Origin of the sequence: Caballeronia sp. EK (genome assembly GCF_014384845.1) — a bacterium.
In the GTDB taxonomy this organism is placed as follows: Bacteria; Pseudomonadota; Gammaproteobacteria; order Burkholderiales; family Burkholderiaceae; genus Caballeronia; species Caballeronia jiangsuensis.
Genome location: NZ_JACSUE010000005.1, coordinates 573769 through 592894, shown reverse-complemented (window position 1 = coordinate 592894; position 19126 = coordinate 573769). Strand labels below are relative to the sequence as shown.

The window sequence follows — 19126 nt, the reverse complement described above, 5'->3', positions numbered from 1 at the left end:
AAGACGTGGCGAATCGCGCCGGCGTTGATCAACATCTGATCCATATTGGGCCGGCTGATTCTATTCAAAGGCTGCAAAGCGTCAGATGAAACGGGACGTCCACATCGACGGCGCGCGGCTTCAGATCGCCGTCCTGCACCGTGAAGCGTACCCACAGCATGTACTTGTTCGCGCTCGCTTCGGGAATCACGCGCGTGTCCGGTGAAACGCGCACCTGCATCAGTTGATAGGTGCGGCCGGACAACATCTGCTGATAGCTGCCCTGCATGGCCATCACTTTCGATGCCTGACCCGATTCACGCGCGAGCCGCAATACGATGGCCGCCGCGTCGCGCAACGCGAGCATCGGCATGACCCATTTCGCGATGTCCTGACGCCGTTCTTCCACAGGCAACTGCTGCCAGGCGTAATACGACGGCAGATCGAACTTGCACGTGCCGCCGGGAATGATCGTGCGGCTGCGGATGCTCGCGAGCCATTCGTTGTCGGCGAGATGCTGACCGGTTTTGCCGTGCATGTCGGTGAGGCCGCCGAGCGTCTGCTCGATTTCACCGAGCACGGCTTCGAGCGCTTCCTGTTCGATTCCTGGATTGCCACGGAACGGCGCGAGCGTCTGACGCTGCCGCTCCAGTTCCTTCATGAGGTCGGCCTTGAGATCCGTGCGGCCTGCGACTTCGGCGATCTCAAAGAGCGTCGTGAGCGCGACGTGGTGTTCTCGCGCGTCTTCCTGAGTCAGAAAGAACGTGAAGCGCTCGAACAGGTCTTCGAGGCGCAACAGCGTCCGGATTCGCTCGTTGAAGGGATACTCGTAAAGGATCAAGCGCGCTCGCCTCAGCGTGGGTCGGTTGCTTCCATGAGCGGAAGTGAGCACATTCTAATGCCGCATCCTCACCCTAGCAAATCGCGGCATAATCGCTCGCCAAACTGCTTGTTTCGGCGCAAATCAGGGAACTTTTCGACGATTTGGCCAACTCAGGCGATCAAGCCTTTTCATGCCGATGACAGCGACAGATAACGGGCGTGCAACGCGTCGACTTGCTGCGCGAGGGCGTCGTGCGTGGCGGTTTCGTCGTTGATGACGATATCGTCCGCTGCCGCAAGCCGCGCTTCGCGGGACGCCTGCTTAGCGATGATCGCGAGCACCTGTTCGCGCGTGAAGCCATTGCGCCGCATGACGCGCGCAATCTGCGTTTCGACCGGACAGTCCACCACGAGCACGCGTGACACGCGCGCGGCCCATTCGCCCGATTCCACCAGCAGCGGCACGACCACGATGTGATACGCGCCTTGCGCCGCAAGTCTCTGGCGCTCCGTTTCGGCGCGAATCAACGGATGGACGATGCGTTCGAGGCGCGCTTTCGCGGTGTCGTCGGCGAAGACTAGCGCGCGCATCTTCGCGCGATCGAGCGAACCGTTTGCTGCGATGAAGTCGTCGCCGAATTCGCTCGCGATGAGCGGCATCGCGACGCCGCCCGGCGCAGTGATCCGGTGCGCGATCAGGTCCGTGTCGATCAGCGGCACGCCGCGCGCCGCGAACAGATCCGCGACCGTGCTTTTGCCGCTGCCGATGCCGCCGGTGAGACCAATGCTGAACATCCGTTGCTCCCTTCGGTCATCCCAACAAAGAATAAAGCGGTGTGCCGACGAAGAGCGTGAGCGCGCCGCCCGCCGCGAGAAACGGCCCGAAAGGCAACGGCTCCTCGAAACGCATGCGCTTGCGCCACGTCGCTACGATGCCGAACGCAGCGCCCGCGACGGCCGCGATCAGAACCACTTGGGCGAGCGCGGACCAGCCGAGCCACGCGCCGATCGCGGCGAGCAATTTGAAGTCACCGTAGCCCATGCCTTCCACGCCGCGCACGAGCTTGAAGAGCCAGTACACGCACCACAGAAAGAGGTAGCCGACGATCGCGCCTGTCACGGCGTCGTGCAGCGTCGCGAATCCGCCTTCGCCGAAATTCACGATCAGCCCCGCCCACAGCAGCGGCAGCGTCAGCACATCGGGAAGATAGCGCGTGTCGTAGTCGATGAGACCGGCAGTCAGCAAGGTCGCGCACAGTCCGAACGCCGCCAGCGCGGGCCAGGTGGGACCGTAGGCGTACAGCGAGAGCGCCGCGAGCGCACCGCTCGCGAGTTCCACCAGCGGATAGCGCGGGCTCACGCGCGCGCCGCACGCCGAACATCGCCCGCGCAACGCGAGGTAACTGATCACGGGAATGTTTTCCCACGCGCGCAGCACATGCTTGCAATGCGGACACGCGCTGCGCGGCACGGCGAGATTGAAGCGTTCGGGGTACGGATCGGCAGCGGGTTTCGGCGCCTCGGGCATGGCCGAATCGACTTCCGCGCGCCACGCGCGTTCGAGCATGACAGGCAGGCGATGCACGACGACGCTGAGAAAACTGCCGATCACGAGACCGAACACGACGGCGAACCCGTACTGCACGGCGACGGGAAGCGTGGCGAACGTCGCCAGATAGCGGCTCGCGAAATGCGCGGCGGACGGATCGAACGAAGGCTGCATGATGGACGAACGGTTGCTTTGGCCCGCGATGCTACACCACGTTGCCGAGCTGAATGATAGGAAGATACATCGCGATGACGAGTCCGCCCACGAGCGCGCCCAGCACTGCGATGACGATCGGCTCGCAGAGGCTCGCGAACACGCCGATGCGCTCGTCCACCTGACGATCGGCTAGCGTGGCGAGATCGAGGAGCATCGCATCGAGCGAGCCCGATTCTTCGGCGACCGCAATCGGCTGCACGACGTCTTGCGGAAAGCAGCCGGCGGCGCGCATGGCGACCGCGAGGCGCTCGCCGTTGCGCAGCCGCGCGGCGATGTCGACCGTGGCGCGGTCGAATACGCGATTGCCCGTCGCGTGCGTGAGCGAGTCGAAGGCATCCGACAGCGACGTGCCTGCCGAGAGCAGCGTGCCGAGCGCGCGGCTCCATCGGGCGACAGCGAGGGAGCGCAGCAGCTTGCCTGCGAGCGGCATGCGCAACGCGGCGCGATCGGCGGACTGGCGGGCATCGGGTGATCGCTTCATCCAGCGCGACACGACGATCACCGCGCACGCACACGCGATGACGAACGGCACGCCGGCATGCGCGACGCCGTCGGACAGCGCGAGCACGAAGCGCGTCGGCGCGGGCAGCGCGGCGCCGAAGCCATCGAAGATCGTCTTGAAGGTCGGCACGACGCCGATCAGCAAACCCGCGGTGATCGCGAGCGAAAGCAGCAGCACCATGACCGGATAGGTGAGGGCGGCGCGCAGTCGGGCACGTTGCGACGCCGCGCGCTCGCGATCGTCGGCGAGGCGGGCGAGCACGGCCGGCAGTGCGCCCGCCACTTCACCGACCGAGACCAACTGGCAGTACAGCGCACCGAACGCCGCGGGATGCTGCGCGAGTGCGGCTGAAAACGACACGCCGCGCGTGATGTCGCGGGCGAGCGCGCGCACGATGCGCGGCAGTCCGCCGCCTGTCGCGCTGCCAGCCAGCAATTCGAGCGCGCCCGCGAGTGGCAGGCCCGCTCGCAGCAGCCCGGCGAGTTGCCGTGTGAAGACGGTTACATCGGCGGTCTTCGCTTTCGGCAACGGCGCGGCGCCGAGCGTTTCGAGTCCGGTGACGATTACGCCTTCCCGACGCAGCGAAGCGCGAGCCGAAAGCGCATCGGCGGCGATGATCTTTCCCTGCTTCGGCCGGCCTTCGGCGTCCATTCCGCGCCAGGCGAATCGCAATTCGAGCGCGTGACTCATCATTCGATCTCCGTTGCTTCGGCTGCCTCGGCGACGCTCGTCACGCCCTCGCGCACGCGGGCGAAGGCCGCATCGCGCAATGAGGGCATGCCACGTGCCTGCGCCGCTCGCGAGATTGCATGCGTTGCCGCGCGCGAAACGATCAGTTCGCGTAGTTCATCGGATACCGGCATCACCTGATGCACGCCGACGCGCCCGCGATAACCGATGCCATGACAAGCCGCACAGCCGCGCGCTTCGAACGGATGAAACCCGTCCGCGAGCGGCAACGCCGACGGCGCGCGGCAAATCTCGCACAGCTTGCGCACGAGCCGTTGCGCGGTCACGAGCCTCAGCGCGGACGCGAGGTTGTAGGGCGCCACGCCGATATCGATGAGCCGCGCGATCGCGGCCGGAGCGTCGTTGGTGTGCAAGGTCGAGAGCACGAGGTGTCCCGTCTGCGCCGCCTTCACCGCGACATCGGCGGTTTCAGCGTCGCGAATTTCGCCAACCATGATGACGTCCGGATCCTGTCGCATGAACGCGCGCAGCGCCACGGCGAACGTCAGCCCCGCTTTTTCGCGCACGCTCACCTGATTGATGCCCGCGAGCTGAATCTCGACGGGATCTTCGACGGAGCACACGTTGCGCGCTTCGGCATTGAGCATCTGAAGGAAGCAATAGAGCGACAAGGTCTTGCCGCTGCCGGTCGGTCCGGTCACGAGGATGAGACCGTGCGGCGCGCGAATCGCCGATTCGACCGCGCCGCTTTGCAAATCGTCGAGGCCGAGCGCGGCGAGCGACAGGTCGGGCGGCAGCGCGTCGAGCCGTCGCAGCACGAGCTTTTCGCCGAAGAGCGTCGGCAGCGAATTGACGCGATAGTCGCCGATGCGCCCGCCCGGAAGCTTCAGACGCAGCCTGCCGTCCTGCGGCACGCGCCGCTCGGCGATATCCATGCGCGCCAGCACCTTGATGCGCGTGATGAACGCATCGCGCAAGTGCGGCGGCGGACGCTTCAACACATGCAGCGCGCCATCGACGCGCAGCCGGATGCGCCAGTCGTGCTCCGACGGCTCGACGTGGATATCGGATGCGCCGCGCTCGGCGGCTTCGCGCAAGGTTTCGGCGAGCAGCGAGACGGCGGGCGTTTCTTGATCGGATGCGTTGTCGCGTGCGGATTCGGCCGCACGGGCCGGGCGTGCGAAGGTGTCGAAAGCGTCGCGGGAAGGGGCGGTCATGGGCGTCGGGACGTCGGAGTCGAGATGATCCGATCATCGCGCCCGCGATCGCTCGCGCCCAGTCGTCCGAATGGCTAACGCAGCGCGCGTTTCGGCGGCCCGAGCGGCTTGAAAATCTTGACGGTGCGGATCGCCTGATCGTCGCTGCGCATGACTTCGACGGTCACGTCCGCGATGCGCACCGACACGTCGCCGTCCGGAATATCTTCGAGCGTTTCGAGAATCAGGCCGTTGAGCGTCTTCGGGCCGTCCGTCGGCAGCGTCAGATGCAGCCAGCGGTTCAGTTCGCGCAGCGGCATGCTGCCCGCGACGATGCACTCGCCATTCTCGTCCCAGCCGCCGCGCGAGCCGGCGCCACGCGGAATCGTCGTCGTGAACTCGCCGATCAGTTCCTCGATGATGTCCTCGGGCGTCACGAGCCCCTGCAACTCGCCGTACTCGTCGACCACGATCGCGATGCGGTGACCGCTTTCCTGGAAGTACTGCAGTTGCTGGAACACCGGCGTGCCGGCCGGCACGAAATAAGGCTCGGTGAGCAGTTCGCGCAGCGTATCGCGCTCGAGCTCCTGGTTATGCAGCGCCGACAGCGTCTTGCGCACATGCAGGATGCCGAGCACCCGGTCGATATCGCCCTGAAAGACGACGAGCTTGTTGTGATAGCACGTCTCGAGTTGATGCAGGATCTGCTCGAAGGGCGCGTCGAAATCGAGCGCTTCGATGCGCCTGCGCGGGATCATCACGTCATCGACGGTGATGTTTTCCAGATCGAACAGATTGAGCAGGATGCTGCGGTGCTTGGTCGGCATGAAGCTGCCGGTTTCCAGCACGATGGTGCGCAGTTCTTCGGGCGAAATCCGCTGATCGCGCTTGTTTTTCGTGTTGATGTGGAGCGCTGCGAGAATCGCGTTGGCAAACAGGTTGACGAACCAGATCAGCGGCCGCCCGATGCGCATGAGCGGCGCGAGCACGAGGCTCGCGGGAAGCGCCACTTTCTCGGGATACGTTGCGCCGACGATCTTCGGCGCGATTTCAGCGAACACGATGATCAGAAACGCGATGACACCCGTCGTGATCGAGAGGACGAGATTGTTATGACCGAAGGTGCGCAGCGCGATCGATGTCGTGAGCACCGGGATGATCGTGTTGATCAGGTTGTTGCCGATCAGGATCACGGAGAGAAGCTGGTCAGTCTTTGCGAGCAGCCCTTGTGTCGTGCGCGCGCGTAGCGACCCCTGGCTCGCAAGATATTTCAAGCGATGGCGATTGAGCGCCATCATCGACGTTTCGGAAATCGAGAAGAAGCCGGAAAGGAAGAGAAGCAGAAAAATGGCGCAAATTTGCGCCCATAAGGGAAGGTTGTCCACGCGGTGATCGAGTAGGGGCGGAGATGGGAGGCAATATATCAGACGGGGCAGGAAAGCCCGCTCTGGCCGTTCGGCAAGCGTACGCGGTTTCGTTGCCGGAAATAAAAAACCCGCATGGCGGACCATGCGGGTTTTTGCAATTCTGGTCGGGGTGAGAGGATTCGAACCTCCGGCCTCTACGTCCCGAACGTAGCGCTCTACCAGGCTAAGCTACACCCCGAATTCGACCAACTTGGACTCTTACGTTGTTTCAGTCCCGTTTAAGACTGCCTCGACGTCGAGTAAGAACATAATTCTAGCAGGCTCTCTTTATAGATGGAAGAGGGAAATAAAGAAATCGCCTTCGCCGCTGCCTCGGCTTCCGTTCGCGCGCGTTCCAGCGTGTGATCGAGCGCGCCGGACGTGGTGATCGCGTCGAAGATCGTTTCGAAGCGATCCGTGCCGCCCTGTTCGATCGCCTCGCGCGCGAGCGCCGCCTGTTCCGGCGTGCCGTGCTCCATCAGATAGATGAGCGGCAAAGTGGGTTTGCCTTCGCGCAGATCGTCGCCGGCGTTTTTTCCCATCGATTCGGGCGTGCCCGTGTAGTCGAGCCAGTCGTCCATGATCTGGAACGCCGTGCCGATGCGCCGGCCGAATTCCGCCGCCGCCGCTTCGGTACGCGCATCCGCGCCCGAGAGCACCGCGCCGAGCTGCGCGGCCGCTTCGAACAGCTTCGCCGTCTTGTAGCGGATCACCTGCATGTAGCGCGCTTCGTCGACGTCCGGATCGTGCATGTTGAGCAACTGCAGGACTTCGCCCTCGGAAATGATGTTGGTCGCGACGGAGAGAATTTCCATCACGCGCATCTTGCCGACGCTCACCATCATTTCGAACGAGCGCGAGTACAGGAAGTCGCCGACCAGCACGCTCGCCGCGTTGCCGAACAGCGCGTTCGCCGTCTTGCGGCCGCGGCGCAGATCGGATTCGTCGACGACGTCGTCGTGCAGCAAAGTCGCCGTATGGATGAACTCCACCACGGCAGCCAGTTCGTGGCGATGTCCGGTCGTGTCGCCCAGCGCGCCGGAAACCAGGAGCAGCAGCGCCGGACGCAGCCGCTTGCCGCCCGCGCCGATGATGTACTCCGAAATCTGGTTGATCAGCATCACTTCTGATGCCAGGCGCTGCCGGATGACGCGATTGACGTGCTGCATGTCCTCGGCAATCGGGGCGAGCAGCGCGGCGGCGTTGGGGGAGGAAGTGGCGGTGGACGACATGATCGGCAGTAAAGGTAATCCGGCGGATTATAAGGCGAATCCGACAGACGACGGGACTCGGCTGTGTCGATTCGCGCGACGTCGGCGGAATTCGGACACGATTCGCTTCGTTTTCGCCGAGGTTGGGATCCGGATCGCGCGCCGCTCCCCGCGCGCGGGAGACGTCACAGGACTTTGACGTCGAGCGTAACCCTATGTATAATCGCGTGTTTTCCCCGCGTGGTGCGTGGAAAAAGAATTTTGAGTGAGGTTCTCAATGTACGCGGTCATAAAAACCGGCGGCAAGCAGTATAAGGTTGCCGTTGGCGAAAAATTGAAAGTAGAACAGATACCGGCAGACATTGACGCTGAAATCACGCTCGACCAGGTTCTCGCAGTAGGCGAAGGCGAATCGATTAAGTTCGGTACGCCGCTGGTGGGTGGGGCTTCCGTCAAGGCTACCGTCGTGTCGCAAGGTCGTCACAAGAAAGTGACCATCTTCAAGATGCGTCGCCGGAAGCACTATCAAAAGCACGCTGGCCATCGCCAGAACTACACCGAACTGCGCATCGACGCGATCAACGCCTAAGGCGTGATCGGGTTCGCACAGATATCGGTTAAGGAGCTAATGAAATGGCACACAAAAAAGCAGGCGGGTCTTCCCGCAACGGCCGCGACTCCGAGTCGAAACGCCTCGGCGTGAAGGTGTACGGCGGCCAGGCAATCAACGCGGGCGGCATCATCGTTCGCCAGCGCGGCACGCGCATGCATCCGGGTGAGAATGTCGGCATCGGCAAGGATCACACGCTGTTCGCGCTCGCCGACGGTCACGTCAAGTTCGTGACCAAGGGCGCTGCGAAGAAGCACACGGTCGTCGTCGTCCCGGCAGCGTAAATTTTACGCACGGGCTTCAGGACCGAAAAAAGGCCCCGCGAAGTTCGCGGGGCCTTTTTCATTTGATGCACTGAAAAGAAGCGCATCGGGTGAATTCAAGGATATCGGTGACCGGCAACGTCAGGTCACGGCAAAATAGCTGCAATACACGGGACGGAGCAACGCATGAAGTTCATTGACGAAGCGAGGATCGAAGTCATCGCCGGCGACGGAGGAGATGGCAGCGCGTCGATGCGCCGCGAAAAGTTCGTCCCGTTCGGCGGGCCGGACGGCGGCGACGGCGGCCGCGGCGGCAGCGTCTACGCGGTCGCCGATCGCAATATCAATACGCTGATCGACTATCGGTTTTCCAAGAAGCATCAGGCGCGCAACGGCGAAAACGGCCGCGGCGCGGATTGCTACGGCAAGGGCGGCGACGACATCACGCTGCGCATGCCGGTCGGCACCATCATTTCGGATCAGGAAACGGGCGAAATCATCGCCGATTTGACCGAGCACAATCAGCAAGTGCTGATCGCGCAGGGCGGCGCGGGCGGCCTCGGCAACCTGCATTTCAAGTCGAGCACGAACCGCGCGCCGCGTCAGAAGACCGACGGCAAGCCGGGCGAGCGCCGCATGCTCAGGCTCGAACTGAAAGTGCTCGCCGACGTCGGCCTGCTCGGCATGCCGAACGCGGGAAAATCCACGTTCATCTCGTCGGTGTCGAACGCGCGGCCGAAGATCGCGGATTATCCGTTCACGACGCTCGCGCCGAATCTCGGCGTGGTGCGCGTCGGGCCGAGCAAGAGCTTCGTGATCGCGGACATCCCCGGCCTGATCGAAGGCGCGGCGGAAGGCGCGGGACTCGGGCATCGTTTCCTGCGTCACCTGCAGCGCACCGGCGTGCTGCTGCATCTCGTCGACATGGCGCCGTTCGATGAAAACGTCGATCCGGTCGCGGAAGCGAAGGCCATCGTCAACGAACTGCGCAAGTACGACGAGGCGCTCTACGAGAAGCCGCGCTGGCTCGTGCTGAACAAGCTCGACATGGTGCCGGAGGATGAGCGCGAAGCGCGCATCGCCGATTTCGTCGAGCGCTTCGAGTGGGACGGTCCGGTCTACGAGATTTCGGCGCTGACGGGCCAGGGCTGCGAGGCGCTTACGTACGCCATCTACGACTACATCTCGCAGCATTCGGACGCATCGCGTGCGGCGGAAGCGGAAGATCTCGCAGCCGACGTGCGCTTCCGCGACGACGCAGCGAAGGAATAAAAGCAACCACGAGGAGAAAGCGCACGATGCGTTCCGTCATCGCCGCTGCGAAGCGAATCGTAGTGAAAGTAGGGTCCAGCCTCGTCACCAACGACGGACGCGGACTCGACCATGCGGCCATCTCGCGCTGGGCGTCGCAGATCGCGGCACTGCGCGAGCAGGGCAAGGAAGTCGTGCTCGTGAGTTCGGGCGCGATCGCGGAAGGCATTCATCGGCTCGGCTGGACCAAGCGGCCGCGTGAAATCGACGAATTGCAGGCCGCGGCCGCCGTCGGACAGATGGGCCTCGCACAGGTCTACGAAAGCAGCTTCGGCGCGCACGGCATCCGCACCGCGCAGATTCTGCTGACGCACGCCGATCTCGCCGATCGCGAACGCTACCTGAACGCGCGCTCGACGCTGCTCACGCTGCTGCGCCTCGGCGCGGTGCCGATCATCAACGAGAACGACACGGTCATCACCGACGAAATCAAGTTCGGCGACAACGACACGCTCGGCGCGCTCGTCGCGAATCTGATCGAAGGCGATGCGCTCGTCATCCTCACCGATCAGCGCGGTCTCTTCACCGCCGATCCGCGCAAGGACCCGAACGCGACGCTCGTCGAGCAGGCAGATGCCGGCACGCCCGAGCTCGAGCAGATGGCCGGCGGCGCGGGTTCAAGCCTCGGACGCGGCGGCATGCTGACCAAGATTCTCGCGGCGAAGCGCGCGGCGCACAGCGGCGCGAACACGGTGATAGCGAGCGGTCGCGAAGCCGATGTGCTCACGCGCCTCGCATCGGGCGAGATGATCGGCACGCAGCTCATCGCACGCACCGCGCGCATCGCGGCGCGCAAGCAGTGGATGGCGGATCACTTGCAGGTGCGCGGCCACGTCGTGATCGACAACGGCGCGGTCCAGAAGCTCACCGCCGACGGCAAGAGCCTTTTGCCGATCGGCGTGATCGACGTGAAGGGCGCGTTCGATCGCGGCGAGGTGATCGCCTGCGTCAACGATCAGGGGCAGGAAGTCGCGCGCGGCATCACGAATTACAGCAGTTCGGAGGCGCGGCTGATTCATCGGCGGCCGAGCGGCGAGATCGAAACGGTGCTCGGTTATATGCTGGAGCCCGAGCTGATCCATCGCGACAACCTGGTGCTCGTCTGATACAAAAAAGCCCGCTGATCCAGCGGGCTTTTGCATTCTGGCGCGACCTGAAATCAGCGCAGATTGATCGAGGTCTGCGTGCGCTTGTACTGGATGTTGTTGACGATCTGCTTCGCATCGCCGGCCGGCAGCTTGCTTGCGCAGAAGTAGTCCTGATAGAGCGCCGCCTGATACGCGTTCAGCTCGCCGTTCTCGATGCGCTTGAAGTCGAACGCGGAACCCTGATCCCAGCCGTTCTGATCGTCGTTGATGCTCGCGTAGCGGCGCCATTCATAGGTGTCGCAACGAATGCCTTCGTAGTTGACGTTTCGCGCGCCCGCCGGACTTGTCGCGACGATCACATAACGCACGACGCCATCCTTGCCGACCGTGAGCGTCGTCTTGTCGACGGCGAACGTGAGCGGCGTGTTCTGCGATACGTTGAACGCGATCAGATTCGACGTTTGCGGCAGAGGCGGCATCGTGTCGATCTTATCTTCGGCCCAGGTCGACTTGCGGTCGAGCAGATAGGTGAAGACGCCGTCGTCCTGCGTGGACGGGCTCTTGTTGCTGGAGCAGCCGGCGAGCACGGCAAGCGCTGCCGCGGATGCCGCGATTACCGCGAGTGAGGCATTCACTTTCAATTGGGTCTTCCCGGAAACATGCGCGCGGGACGCGAAGCGCCCGCCCGGCGGAACAAAGCGAGACGGCACGGCGAGAAGTTCGCCGTGCCATCGATCGAAGTCGTGCTGAGTGTCAATGTGCGCGATAGACCGCAGCGATCAGTCGTACGCCCGGTTTCACGATGAGCGCTGCACGATCAGATGCACTTCTTCGCTGACCGTGCATTCTGCCTGAACCGCCGCGCCGGAGGCAGTAACGGCAGGTGCTTCGATGGTCATCGTCTGGAGCACGCGTGGATAGCGCGGCCCATGATGCGTGGCTCGCTCGCCGCGTTCGCCGCGGGAGTTGGTTCGCCGCAGAAAGCGGGACAGCTCGGTGAGAGCCATTTGATAAACGTCGCGCTTGAACTCGATGACCGCGTCCAGCGGCACCCAATACTCGTTCCAGCGCCAGGCATCGAATTCCGGATGGTCCGTCGCACGCAGGCAGATGTCGCAATCGCGTCCAACCATGCGCAGCAGAAACCAGATCTGTTTCTGACCGCGATAGTGTCCGCGCACCTCGCGCTTGATGAACTTGTCCGGCACCTCATAACGCAGCCAGTCGCGCGTGCGACCGACAACTTTCACATGCTCCGGTAACAGGCCGGTTTCTTCGTGTAACTCCCGATACATCGCTTGCACAGGGGTCTCACCGTATTTGATGCCCCCTTGCGGAAACTGCCAGGAATGTTCACGCAGCCGCTTGCCCCAAAACACTTCGTTGCGCGCGTTCAAGAGGATGATGCCGACGTTCGGGCGAAAGCCTTCACGATCCAGCATACAGCCACCTTCAAATCCTTTAAAATTGCTTTGATTATAAACAGTTAACGGACCCCGCGCACCGGCACGAACCCGAATTCGGGGCACGTTTCCCGAGCAGGGTGCAAGGCGCTTTGCCAGGCCACGAGGAAGACGGCAAAATCTTCTTCCTTGCATAGCCGTCGACCGTTTCCGTCGTTCACCCTCGTTTGGCCTGCTCCGGCGCCGCAACGGCTCCGAAGCGCGCGCCGCATTTGGAAAATTTGAATGAAAGCATCCCGTTTCTTCATCGGCACCCTGAAAGAAGCTCCCGCCGACGCCGAGATCGTCAGCCACAAGCTGATGATGCGCGCCGGCATGATCCGCCGTGTCGCGGGCGGCATCTACGATTACATGCCTATCGGGCTGCGCTCGGTGCGCAAGGTCGAAGCCATCGTGCGTGAAGAGATGAACCGCGCGGGCGCGCTCGAACTGCTGATGCCCGCCGTGCAGCCCGCCGAACTGTGGCAGGAGTCGGGCCGCTGGGAGCAATACGGCCCCGAACTGCTGCGCTTCAAGGATCGCCACGAGCGCGATTTCGTGATGGGCCCGACGCACGAGGAAGTCGTCACCGATATCGCGCGCCGCGAGATCAAGAGCTATCGCCAGTTGCCGGTGAACTTCTACCAGATTCAAACGAAGTTCCGCGACGAGATCCGCCCGCGCTTCGGCGTGATGCGCGGCCGCGAGTTCATCATGAAGGACGCCTATTCCTTCGATAAGGACCGCGACGGTCTCGCCGAGTCGTATCGCAAGATGTACGAAGCCTATGTCCGCATCTTCACGCGCATCGGCCTGGAGTTCCGCGCGGTGGCGGCGGACAACGGCTCGATCGGCGGCAGCGGCTCGCACGAGTTCCACGTGATCGCGGACACGGGCGAGGACGACATCGCCTATTGCCCGAGTTCGGACTTCGCGGCCAACGTCGAGGCCGCGGATGCGTTGCCGCTCATCGCGCAGCGCGCCGCGCCCACGGAAGAACTGAAGAAGACGCCGACGCCCGGCGCCGCGAAATGCGAGGCGGTCGCGCAGCTTCTGAACATTCCGCTCGAAAAGACCATCAAGTCGATCATTCTCGCAACTGACAACGAAGGCGCCGAGCCCACGATCTGGCTGCTGATGCTGCGTGGCGATCATTCGCTCAACGACATCAAGACGGGCAAGCTGCCCGGCCTCGCGGGCTATCGCTTCGCGACGGAAGCCGAGATCATCGAATGGTTCGGCACGCCGCCGGGCTATCTCGGTCCGATCGGCACGAAGAAGCCGGTGCGCGTGATCGCGGACCGCACGGTCGCGAACATGAGCGACTTCGTCGTCGGCACGAACGAGGTCGATTACCACACGACCGGCGTGAACTGGGGCCGCGATCTGCCCGAGCCGGAAGTGGCGGATATTCGCAACGTCGTCGCGGGCGATCCGTCGCCGGACGGCAAGGGCACGCTCGAAATCTGCCGCGGCATCGAAGTGGGCCACGTGTTTCAGCTCGGCACGAAGTATTCGGATTCGATGGGCGCGACGTTCCTCGACGAAAACGGCAAGCCCGCGCCGATGCAGATGGGCTGCTACGGCATCGGCGTGACGCGCGTGCTGGGCGCGGCGATCGAACAGAACTTCGACGACAAGGGCATCATCTGGCCGGAAGCCATCGCGCCGTTCGAAGTCGTGATCTGCCCGATGGGCTACGATCGCAGCGACGCCGTGCGCGAGCAGGCCGACAAGCTCTACGCGACGCTGCAGCAAGCGGGCATCGACGTGATCCTCGACGATCGCGGCGAGCGTCCGGGCGTGATGTTCGCGGACTGGGAACTGATCGGCGTGCCGCATCGCATCGTGATCGGCGATCGCGGGCTGAAGGAAGGCAAGCTCGAGTATCAGAGCCGTCGCGATACCGAAGCCACGCTGCTGCCCGTCGATGAAGCGGCCGACGTCGTGATGGCCAAAGTGCGGGCCGCGCTCGGGAAGTAATGCAGTACAACTTCCTGTCGGCGACGATCCTTCTGCTGCTGATCACCGATCCGCTCGGCAACATTCCGATCTTCATCAACGCGCTGCGCGGCGTCGCCAAAGAGCGGCGCCGCGTCGTGATCCTGCGGGAAGTCGCGATCGCGTTCGTGATCCTGCTGGTGTTCATGCTGGCGGGCGATCGCTTTCTGCGCGCGATGAACCTCACGGATCTGTCGTTGCGCATCGGCGGCGGGATCGTGCTGTTTCTCATCGCGCTGCGGATGATCTTTCCGCATCCCGACGGCCCGATGGGCGGCGATTCGCGCGGCGGCGAGCCGCTGATCGTGCCGCTCGCGATTCCGGCGCTGGCGGGTCCGTCCGCGCTCGCGACGGTGATGCTTCTGACTTCGCAAGCGCCCGGCAAGATGCTCGAATGGATCGGCGCGCTGACGGTGACGATGATCGTCTGCGCGATCGTGCTGATCCTCGCGGAGAAGATTCAGCAGTGGCTCGGCGAGCGTGCGGTCACGGCGTTCGAGCGGTTGATGGGACTCGTGCTCGTGGCGATTTCCGTAGAGATGATTCTCACGGGAATACGCACTTTCGTGCATCAACTATGAAAAAAGCGGCCGAGGCCGCTTTTTTTACGTCGCTTCGAAGAGCGATTACGCGCCTTCCGTCAGCGCGCGAATCGTCGGCAAATTCCGCCAGTAACCCTTCGCATCCATCCCGCATCCGAACACGTAGCGATCCGGCACCTCGAATCCGCAGAAATCCGGGCGCAGCGGCTTCGCCTTCGGGATGATCTTTTCGCACAGCACCGCGGACAGGAACGTCTTCGCGCCCATCGCCATGATGCGGTCGCGGATCGCGGCCATCGTTTCGCCTTCGTCGAGGATGTCGTCGAGCACGAGCACGACGCGATCCTTCACCGATTCCGCCGGCGCCACGCGCCATTGCATCTCGCTGCCGCCCTTGATGGCGTTGCGATAGCGCGTCAGGTGGATGTAATCGAACTCGAGCGGGAAGTCGAGATGCGGCAGCAACATGCCGGTGAACACGGCCGCGCCTCCCATGACCGAGAGCACGAGCGGGAAGTCGTCTTGCGTCGCCGACTTGATGGCCGTGGCCATCTTGCCGATCGATGCGTTGACTTCGTCAGCCGTCACGATCTCTTCGGAGTGGCTGAAAATATGGAGAGCTTCTTCGCGATTCATAGGGAAAGCGGGGGAGAGGCTGACTTCTTAGTGTGGAAAAAAACGGCGGCGTGCGCCATATGATAAACCCGCGCTTCCTTCGCGTCGGGCGACGCGCGAAAACGCGGGTTCGAGGTACTACGATCAGCGCATGCCAGGCAACATGCCCTTCATGCCGCGCATCATCTTCTGCAGATTGCCGCCCTTGAGCTTCTTCATCATGCCGCGCATCTGTTCGTACTGATTGAGCATGCGGTTGACTTCCTGAACGTGCACGCCCGCGCCCGCGGCGATGCGGCGCTTGCGCGCGGCCTTGATGAGTTCCGGCTTCGCGCGCTCCTGGAGCGTCATGGAGTTGATGATGCCTTCCATGCGGCGCATCTGCTTTTCCGCGTTGTTCATGTCCGCGCCTTGCGCGGCTTGCTGAAACTGCGCGGGCAGTTTGTCCATGAGCGACGAGAGGCCGCCCATCTTCTTCATCTGCGAGAGTTGTGCCTTGAAGTCGTTCAGGTCGAAGTCGCCGCCTTTCTTGACCTTGTCGGCGAGCTTTTGCGCCGCCTGGCTGTCGACGCCGCGTTGCGCTTCCTCGACGAGCGCGAGAATGTCGCCCATGCCGAGAATCCGGTTCGCCATGCGATCCGGATGGAAGACTTCGAGCCCGTCGAGCTTTTCCGCGACGCCGACGAACTTGATCGGCTTGCCGGTGACGTGCCGCACGGAAAGCGCCGCGCCGCCGCGCGAATCGCCGTCGAGCTTCGTGAGCACGACGCCGGTGAGCGGCAGCGCGTCGTTGAACGCCTTCGCGGTGTTGACCGCGTCCTGGCCGAGCATGGCATCGACGACGAAGAGCGTCTCAGCGGGCTTGAGCAGCGCGTGCAGTTCGCTGATCTCGTTCATCATCGCTTCGTCGATACCGAGACGGCCGGCCGTATCGACGATCACGACATCGTGATAGTGGCGCTTCGCCCAGTCGATCGCCGCGCGCGCGATGTCGGCAGGTTTCTGATCCGGCTCCGACGGGAAGAAGTCCGCGCCGACCTGCTCGGTCACGGTCTGCAACTGACGGATAGCGGCGGGGCGATACACGTCGACGGAAACGGTGAGCACCTTCTTCTTGCTCTTCTCGCGCAGAAGCTTGGCGAGCTTGCCGGTCGTGGTGGTCTTGCCCGCGCCCTGCAAACCGGCCATCAGGATGACGGCGGGCGGCGCGACGGCGAGATTCAGTTCGGCGGCCTTGCCTTCGTAATCGCCGCCGATTACCGCCGTCAGTTCCTTCTGGACGACGCCGACGAGCGCCTGACCCGGCGAGAGGCTCGACACGACTTCTTCGCCGAGCGCCTTTTCCTTCACCTTCGCGATGAACTCGCGCACGACCGGCAACGCCACGTCCGCTTCGAGCAGCGCGAGCCGCACTTCCCGCAACATCTCTTGCGTATTGGCCTCGGTGAGCCGGGCCTCGCCGCGCAGCGTCTTGACGACGCGCGCCATCCGTTGAGTGAGATTATCGAGCATGGGGGAAAGGTAGAGAATGCGGCCCTTTTTCAGCGCAAAACGACTCTGCGCCCCGCGTCGCCGCAAGGGGGAAAACGTCGCGATTCAAGGGCCTAGTGTAAACTTCGAACATGGATATTGTACTGTATGCCCTCACTGCGCTTCTCTACGGCGGACTTGCCGTAGCGGGGTGGCGCGCGCATCGCCACACGGCCGTGGAGCCGGCGCTGGCGGGCGTGCCTTCGGGCATGGCGCCGGCGCGGAAAATGTCGCCGGACATGGGCGGACTGGGCCGCGCTCTATTATTAGTAGCGCTGCTCGTCCACGGCCTCTTGCTGCACACGACGATCTTTCCCCAGAACGCGATGGTCTTCGGCTTCGCGTTCGCGCTCTCCGCGATGTTCTGGCTCGGCGCGGGCATCTATTGGATCGAAAGCTTTTTCTTTCCGCTCGACGGCCTGCGGCTGCTCGTGCTGCCGCTCGCGTGCGTTGCGTCGCTGCTGCCGCTCGTCTTCGGCGGCGTGCGCGTGCTGTCGTACTCTGCCGCGCCGATGTTCAAGCTGCACTTCCTGATCGCGAACGTCGCGTACGGACTCTTCGCGATCGCCGCGCTGCACGCCGTGCTCATGCTGATGCTCGAACGCCGTCTGCAGCGCATGCGCGGCATGGCGACGCGTCATACGGGCAACGGCTGGCTCACGAGCTGGCTCGATACGCTGCCGCCGCTCCTGACGCTCGAAAAGCTGCTGTTCCGCCTGATCGCGGCCGGCTTCGTGCTGCTCACGCTCACGCTCGTGTCGGGTATCGCGTTCAACGAGCAACTGGTCGATCGCGCGCTGCGCTTCGATCACAAGACCGTGTTCGCCTTCGTCTCCTGGCTGATGTTCGGCGCGTTGCTCACGGCGCGCCGCATCTCGGGATGGCGCGGACGCGCGGCATTGCGCTGGGTGCTGGCCTCGTTCGCCGCGCTGCTGCTCGCGTATGTCGGCAGCCGCTTCGTGTTCGAAGTGCTGCTGCATCGCGCGGTCGTCTGAGCGCGTACTTTCTATCGGCATGAATCGATGCGAAATTTCTTCTTTCTGATCGTCCTCTTCTTCGTGAGCCAGTGGCTCCTGAAGAAGCTGCGCCGCGCCAACGAGCGCGCGCAACAGGGCGAGGCCCAAGCCGGCGGTGCGACCGCGGGCGGCGCCAGCGGCGCGCATCGGGCGCGCAATGGCAACGGCAACGACAATGGCGCGGCCGCGAGCGCGCCGCAACTTGCTGATCCGCTCATCCGTTGCGCGCAATGCGGCGTGCACACGCCGCGCAGCGAGTCGATCGTCGTCGCGGGCGAGCGCTTCTGCTGCGCCGATCACGCGCGCCATTACGCGAGCCGTCCGACAGGCCGCGACGCGCGATGAACATGCACGTCGTCAGGAAAGGCGATCCGCATATCGACGCGCAAGGCTGGCTGACGAGCGCGACGCGACTGCCGTCGCCGAACTTCGAGGCGCGTCCCGGCGACGCGGTGCCGACGCTCATCGTCGTGCACAACATCAGCCTGCCGCCCGACGATTTCACGACGAACTCGATCGCCGATTTCTTCCTCAACAAACTCGATCACGATGCGCATCCGTACTTCGATCATCTGCGCGGCATGCGGGTGTCGGCGCACTTCGTGATTCGTCGCGACGGCGCGGTCGAACAGTTCGTCTCCTGCGACGAACGCGCGTGGCATGCGGGCGTTTCGTCGTTCTGCGGACGCGAGCGCTGCAATGATTTTTCGATCGGCATCGAGCTCGAAGGCAGCGATCGCATGCCGTTCGAAGACGCGCAGTACGACGCGCTCGTCGCGCTCGTGCGCATCGTCGTGAAGCGTTATCCGATCGACGCGCTGGCCGGACATTCCGACATCGCGCCGGGCCGCAAGACGGACCCCGGTCCGCACTTCGACTGGCCGCGCCTGCGCCACGACAGCGCGCTGCCGCCTTCATTCTTCCCGTTTCAGTCCAACATCTGAGCGCTGCGTAAGGTCTTTCTCGTTGCGGCGCAGCAGGGTCGCGCGCGATGCCTTGCCGTGCTTTGCGCTAGCAAAAGTCAACCCCGCAACGCCGGACTCGAGGCAAATAAACCTTTTTGAGACTGCGCGGATGTCCACTATACTTGGTGCCGAAAGACGTACTTTGCACTATATCTTGTGTTGTTGAAGCGGC

At 63.4% G+C, this 19126-nt stretch carries 20 protein-coding genes and 1 tRNA gene; 9 read left to right on the top strand and 12 right to left on the bottom strand.

The features are described 5' to 3' along the window. Positions 1-64 precede the first annotated feature (64 nt). The 8 genes from zapD to IAG25_RS18265 all read right to left on the bottom strand — a co-directional run bounded on the left by zapD (position 65) and on the right by IAG25_RS18265 (position 7592). The gene (zapD, locus tag IAG25_RS18300) at positions 65-820 is read right to left on the bottom strand and encodes a cell division protein ZapD (RefSeq protein ID WP_035510226.1); all 756 of its coding nucleotides are present in this window, start codon (positions 818-820) and stop codon (positions 65-67) included. Positions 821-990: 170 nt separating this feature from the next. Further along, positions 991-1596 (bottom strand): dephospho-CoA kinase, encoded by a 606-nt coding sequence (coaE, locus tag IAG25_RS18295; RefSeq protein WP_187606092.1) that lies wholly within the window; start codon positions 1594-1596, stop codon positions 991-993. A 16-nt stretch (positions 1597-1612) separates the two neighbouring features. Next, positions 1613-2524, bottom strand: coding sequence for a prepilin peptidase (locus tag IAG25_RS18290; protein ID WP_187606091.1), 912 nt, complete (start codon positions 2522-2524; stop codon positions 1613-1615). Positions 2525-2555: 31 nt separating this feature from the next. Then, entirely contained in the window at positions 2556-3761 is a 1206-nt protein-coding gene (locus tag IAG25_RS18285) for a type II secretion system F family protein (RefSeq protein ID WP_375336526.1), read from the bottom strand. Continuing rightward, on the bottom strand, positions 3758-4975 hold the full coding sequence (locus IAG25_RS18280) for a GspE/PulE family protein (protein ID WP_187606090.1): 1218 nt from the start codon (positions 4973-4975) through the stop codon (positions 3758-3760). The genes IAG25_RS18285 and IAG25_RS18280 overlap by 4 nt, the downstream gene beginning before the upstream one ends. Before the next feature lie 74 nt (positions 4976-5049). Continuing rightward, the gene (locus tag IAG25_RS18275) at positions 5050-6339 is read right to left on the bottom strand and encodes an HlyC/CorC family transporter (RefSeq protein WP_035511302.1); all 1290 of its coding nucleotides are present in this window, start codon (positions 6337-6339) and stop codon (positions 5050-5052) included. Between the two features lie 143 nt (positions 6340-6482). Beyond that, positions 6483-6559: transfer RNA gene (locus IAG25_RS18270), tRNA-Pro, on the bottom strand. A gap of 40 nt (positions 6560-6599) precedes the next feature. Continuing rightward, a complete protein-coding gene (locus IAG25_RS18265; RefSeq protein WP_187606089.1) occupies positions 6600-7592 on the bottom strand; it encodes a polyprenyl synthetase family protein in 993 nt (330 codons plus the stop codon). 256 nt (positions 7593-7848) lie between these two features. Here IAG25_RS18265 and rplU point away from each other — a divergent pair, with 256 nt between their 5' ends. The 4 genes from rplU to proB all read left to right on the top strand — a co-directional run bounded on the left by rplU (position 7849) and on the right by proB (position 10861). Continuing rightward, complete coding sequence (gene rplU, locus IAG25_RS18260) at positions 7849-8160, top strand: 50S ribosomal protein L21 (protein WP_035511298.1); 312 nt, start codon at positions 7849-7851, stop codon at positions 8158-8160. Between the two features lie 44 nt (positions 8161-8204). Beyond that, positions 8205-8465: a 50S ribosomal protein L27 gene (gene rpmA, locus IAG25_RS18255; RefSeq protein ID WP_008342952.1), complete on the top strand. Its 261-nt coding sequence runs from the start codon at positions 8205-8207 to the stop codon at positions 8463-8465. Positions 8466-8630: 165 nt separating this feature from the next. Then, entirely contained in the window at positions 8631-9716 is a 1086-nt protein-coding gene (gene cgtA, locus IAG25_RS18250) for an Obg family GTPase CgtA (RefSeq protein WP_035511296.1), read from the top strand. 26 nt (positions 9717-9742) lie between these two features. Beyond that, the gene (proB, locus tag IAG25_RS18245) at positions 9743-10861 is read left to right on the top strand and encodes a glutamate 5-kinase (RefSeq protein WP_187606088.1); all 1119 of its coding nucleotides are present in this window, start codon (positions 9743-9745) and stop codon (positions 10859-10861) included. A gap of 53 nt (positions 10862-10914) precedes the next feature. Here proB and IAG25_RS18240 read toward each other — a convergent pair whose 3' ends face one another. Together IAG25_RS18240 and IAG25_RS18235 are read right to left on the bottom strand one after the other, a co-directional pair. Beyond that, positions 10915-11478: a CNP1-like family protein gene (locus IAG25_RS18240; RefSeq protein WP_187606142.1), complete on the bottom strand. Its 564-nt coding sequence runs from the start codon at positions 11476-11478 to the stop codon at positions 10915-10917. A gap of 162 nt (positions 11479-11640) precedes the next feature. Then, positions 11641-12285, bottom strand: a complete 645-nt coding sequence (locus IAG25_RS18235; protein ID WP_187606087.1) for an RNA pyrophosphohydrolase — start codon at positions 12283-12285, stop codon at positions 11641-11643. Positions 12286-12531: 246 nt separating this feature from the next. Here IAG25_RS18235 and IAG25_RS18230 point away from each other — a divergent pair, with 246 nt between their 5' ends. Further along, positions 12532-14268 carry a proline--tRNA ligase gene (locus IAG25_RS18230; protein WP_035511288.1) on the top strand — a complete coding sequence of 579 codons (1737 nt, stop codon included), beginning with the start codon at positions 12532-12534 and terminating at the stop codon, positions 14266-14268. Then, positions 14268-14867, top strand: a complete 600-nt coding sequence (locus tag IAG25_RS18225; protein WP_187606086.1) for a MarC family protein — start codon at positions 14268-14270, stop codon at positions 14865-14867. Before IAG25_RS18230 ends, IAG25_RS18225 begins: the two co-directional genes overlap by 1 nt. A 45-nt stretch (positions 14868-14912) precedes the next feature. On the opposite strand, the gene IAG25_RS18220 is transcribed toward IAG25_RS18225, so the two are convergent. Both IAG25_RS18220 and ffh read right to left on the bottom strand, forming a co-directional pair. Further along, positions 14913-15464, bottom strand: a complete 552-nt coding sequence (locus tag IAG25_RS18220) for a hypoxanthine-guanine phosphoribosyltransferase (protein ID WP_035511284.1) — start codon at positions 15462-15464, stop codon at positions 14913-14915. Between the two features lie 123 nt (positions 15465-15587). Further along, positions 15588-16955, bottom strand: coding sequence for a signal recognition particle protein (gene ffh, locus IAG25_RS18215; RefSeq protein ID WP_035511281.1), 1368 nt, complete (start codon positions 16953-16955; stop codon positions 15588-15590). 110 nt (positions 16956-17065) lie between these two features. Between ffh and IAG25_RS18210 the strand changes: the two genes are divergently transcribed. The 3 genes from IAG25_RS18210 to ampD are packed head-to-tail and all read left to right on the top strand — an operon-like array spanning position 17066 to position 18933. Next, positions 17066-17968, top strand: a complete 903-nt coding sequence (locus IAG25_RS18210; protein ID WP_187606085.1) for a cytochrome C assembly family protein — start codon at positions 17066-17068, stop codon at positions 17966-17968. 27 nt (positions 17969-17995) lie between these two features. Then, on the top strand, positions 17996-18334 hold the full coding sequence (locus tag IAG25_RS18205) for a PP0621 family protein (protein WP_187606084.1): 339 nt from the start codon (positions 17996-17998) through the stop codon (positions 18332-18334). Continuing rightward, the gene (ampD, locus tag IAG25_RS18200; RefSeq protein WP_187606083.1) at positions 18331-18933 is read left to right on the top strand and encodes a 1,6-anhydro-N-acetylmuramyl-L-alanine amidase AmpD; all 603 of its coding nucleotides are present in this window, start codon (positions 18331-18333) and stop codon (positions 18931-18933) included. Before IAG25_RS18205 ends, ampD begins: the two co-directional genes overlap by 4 nt. Positions 18934-19126: the final 193 nt, after the last annotated feature.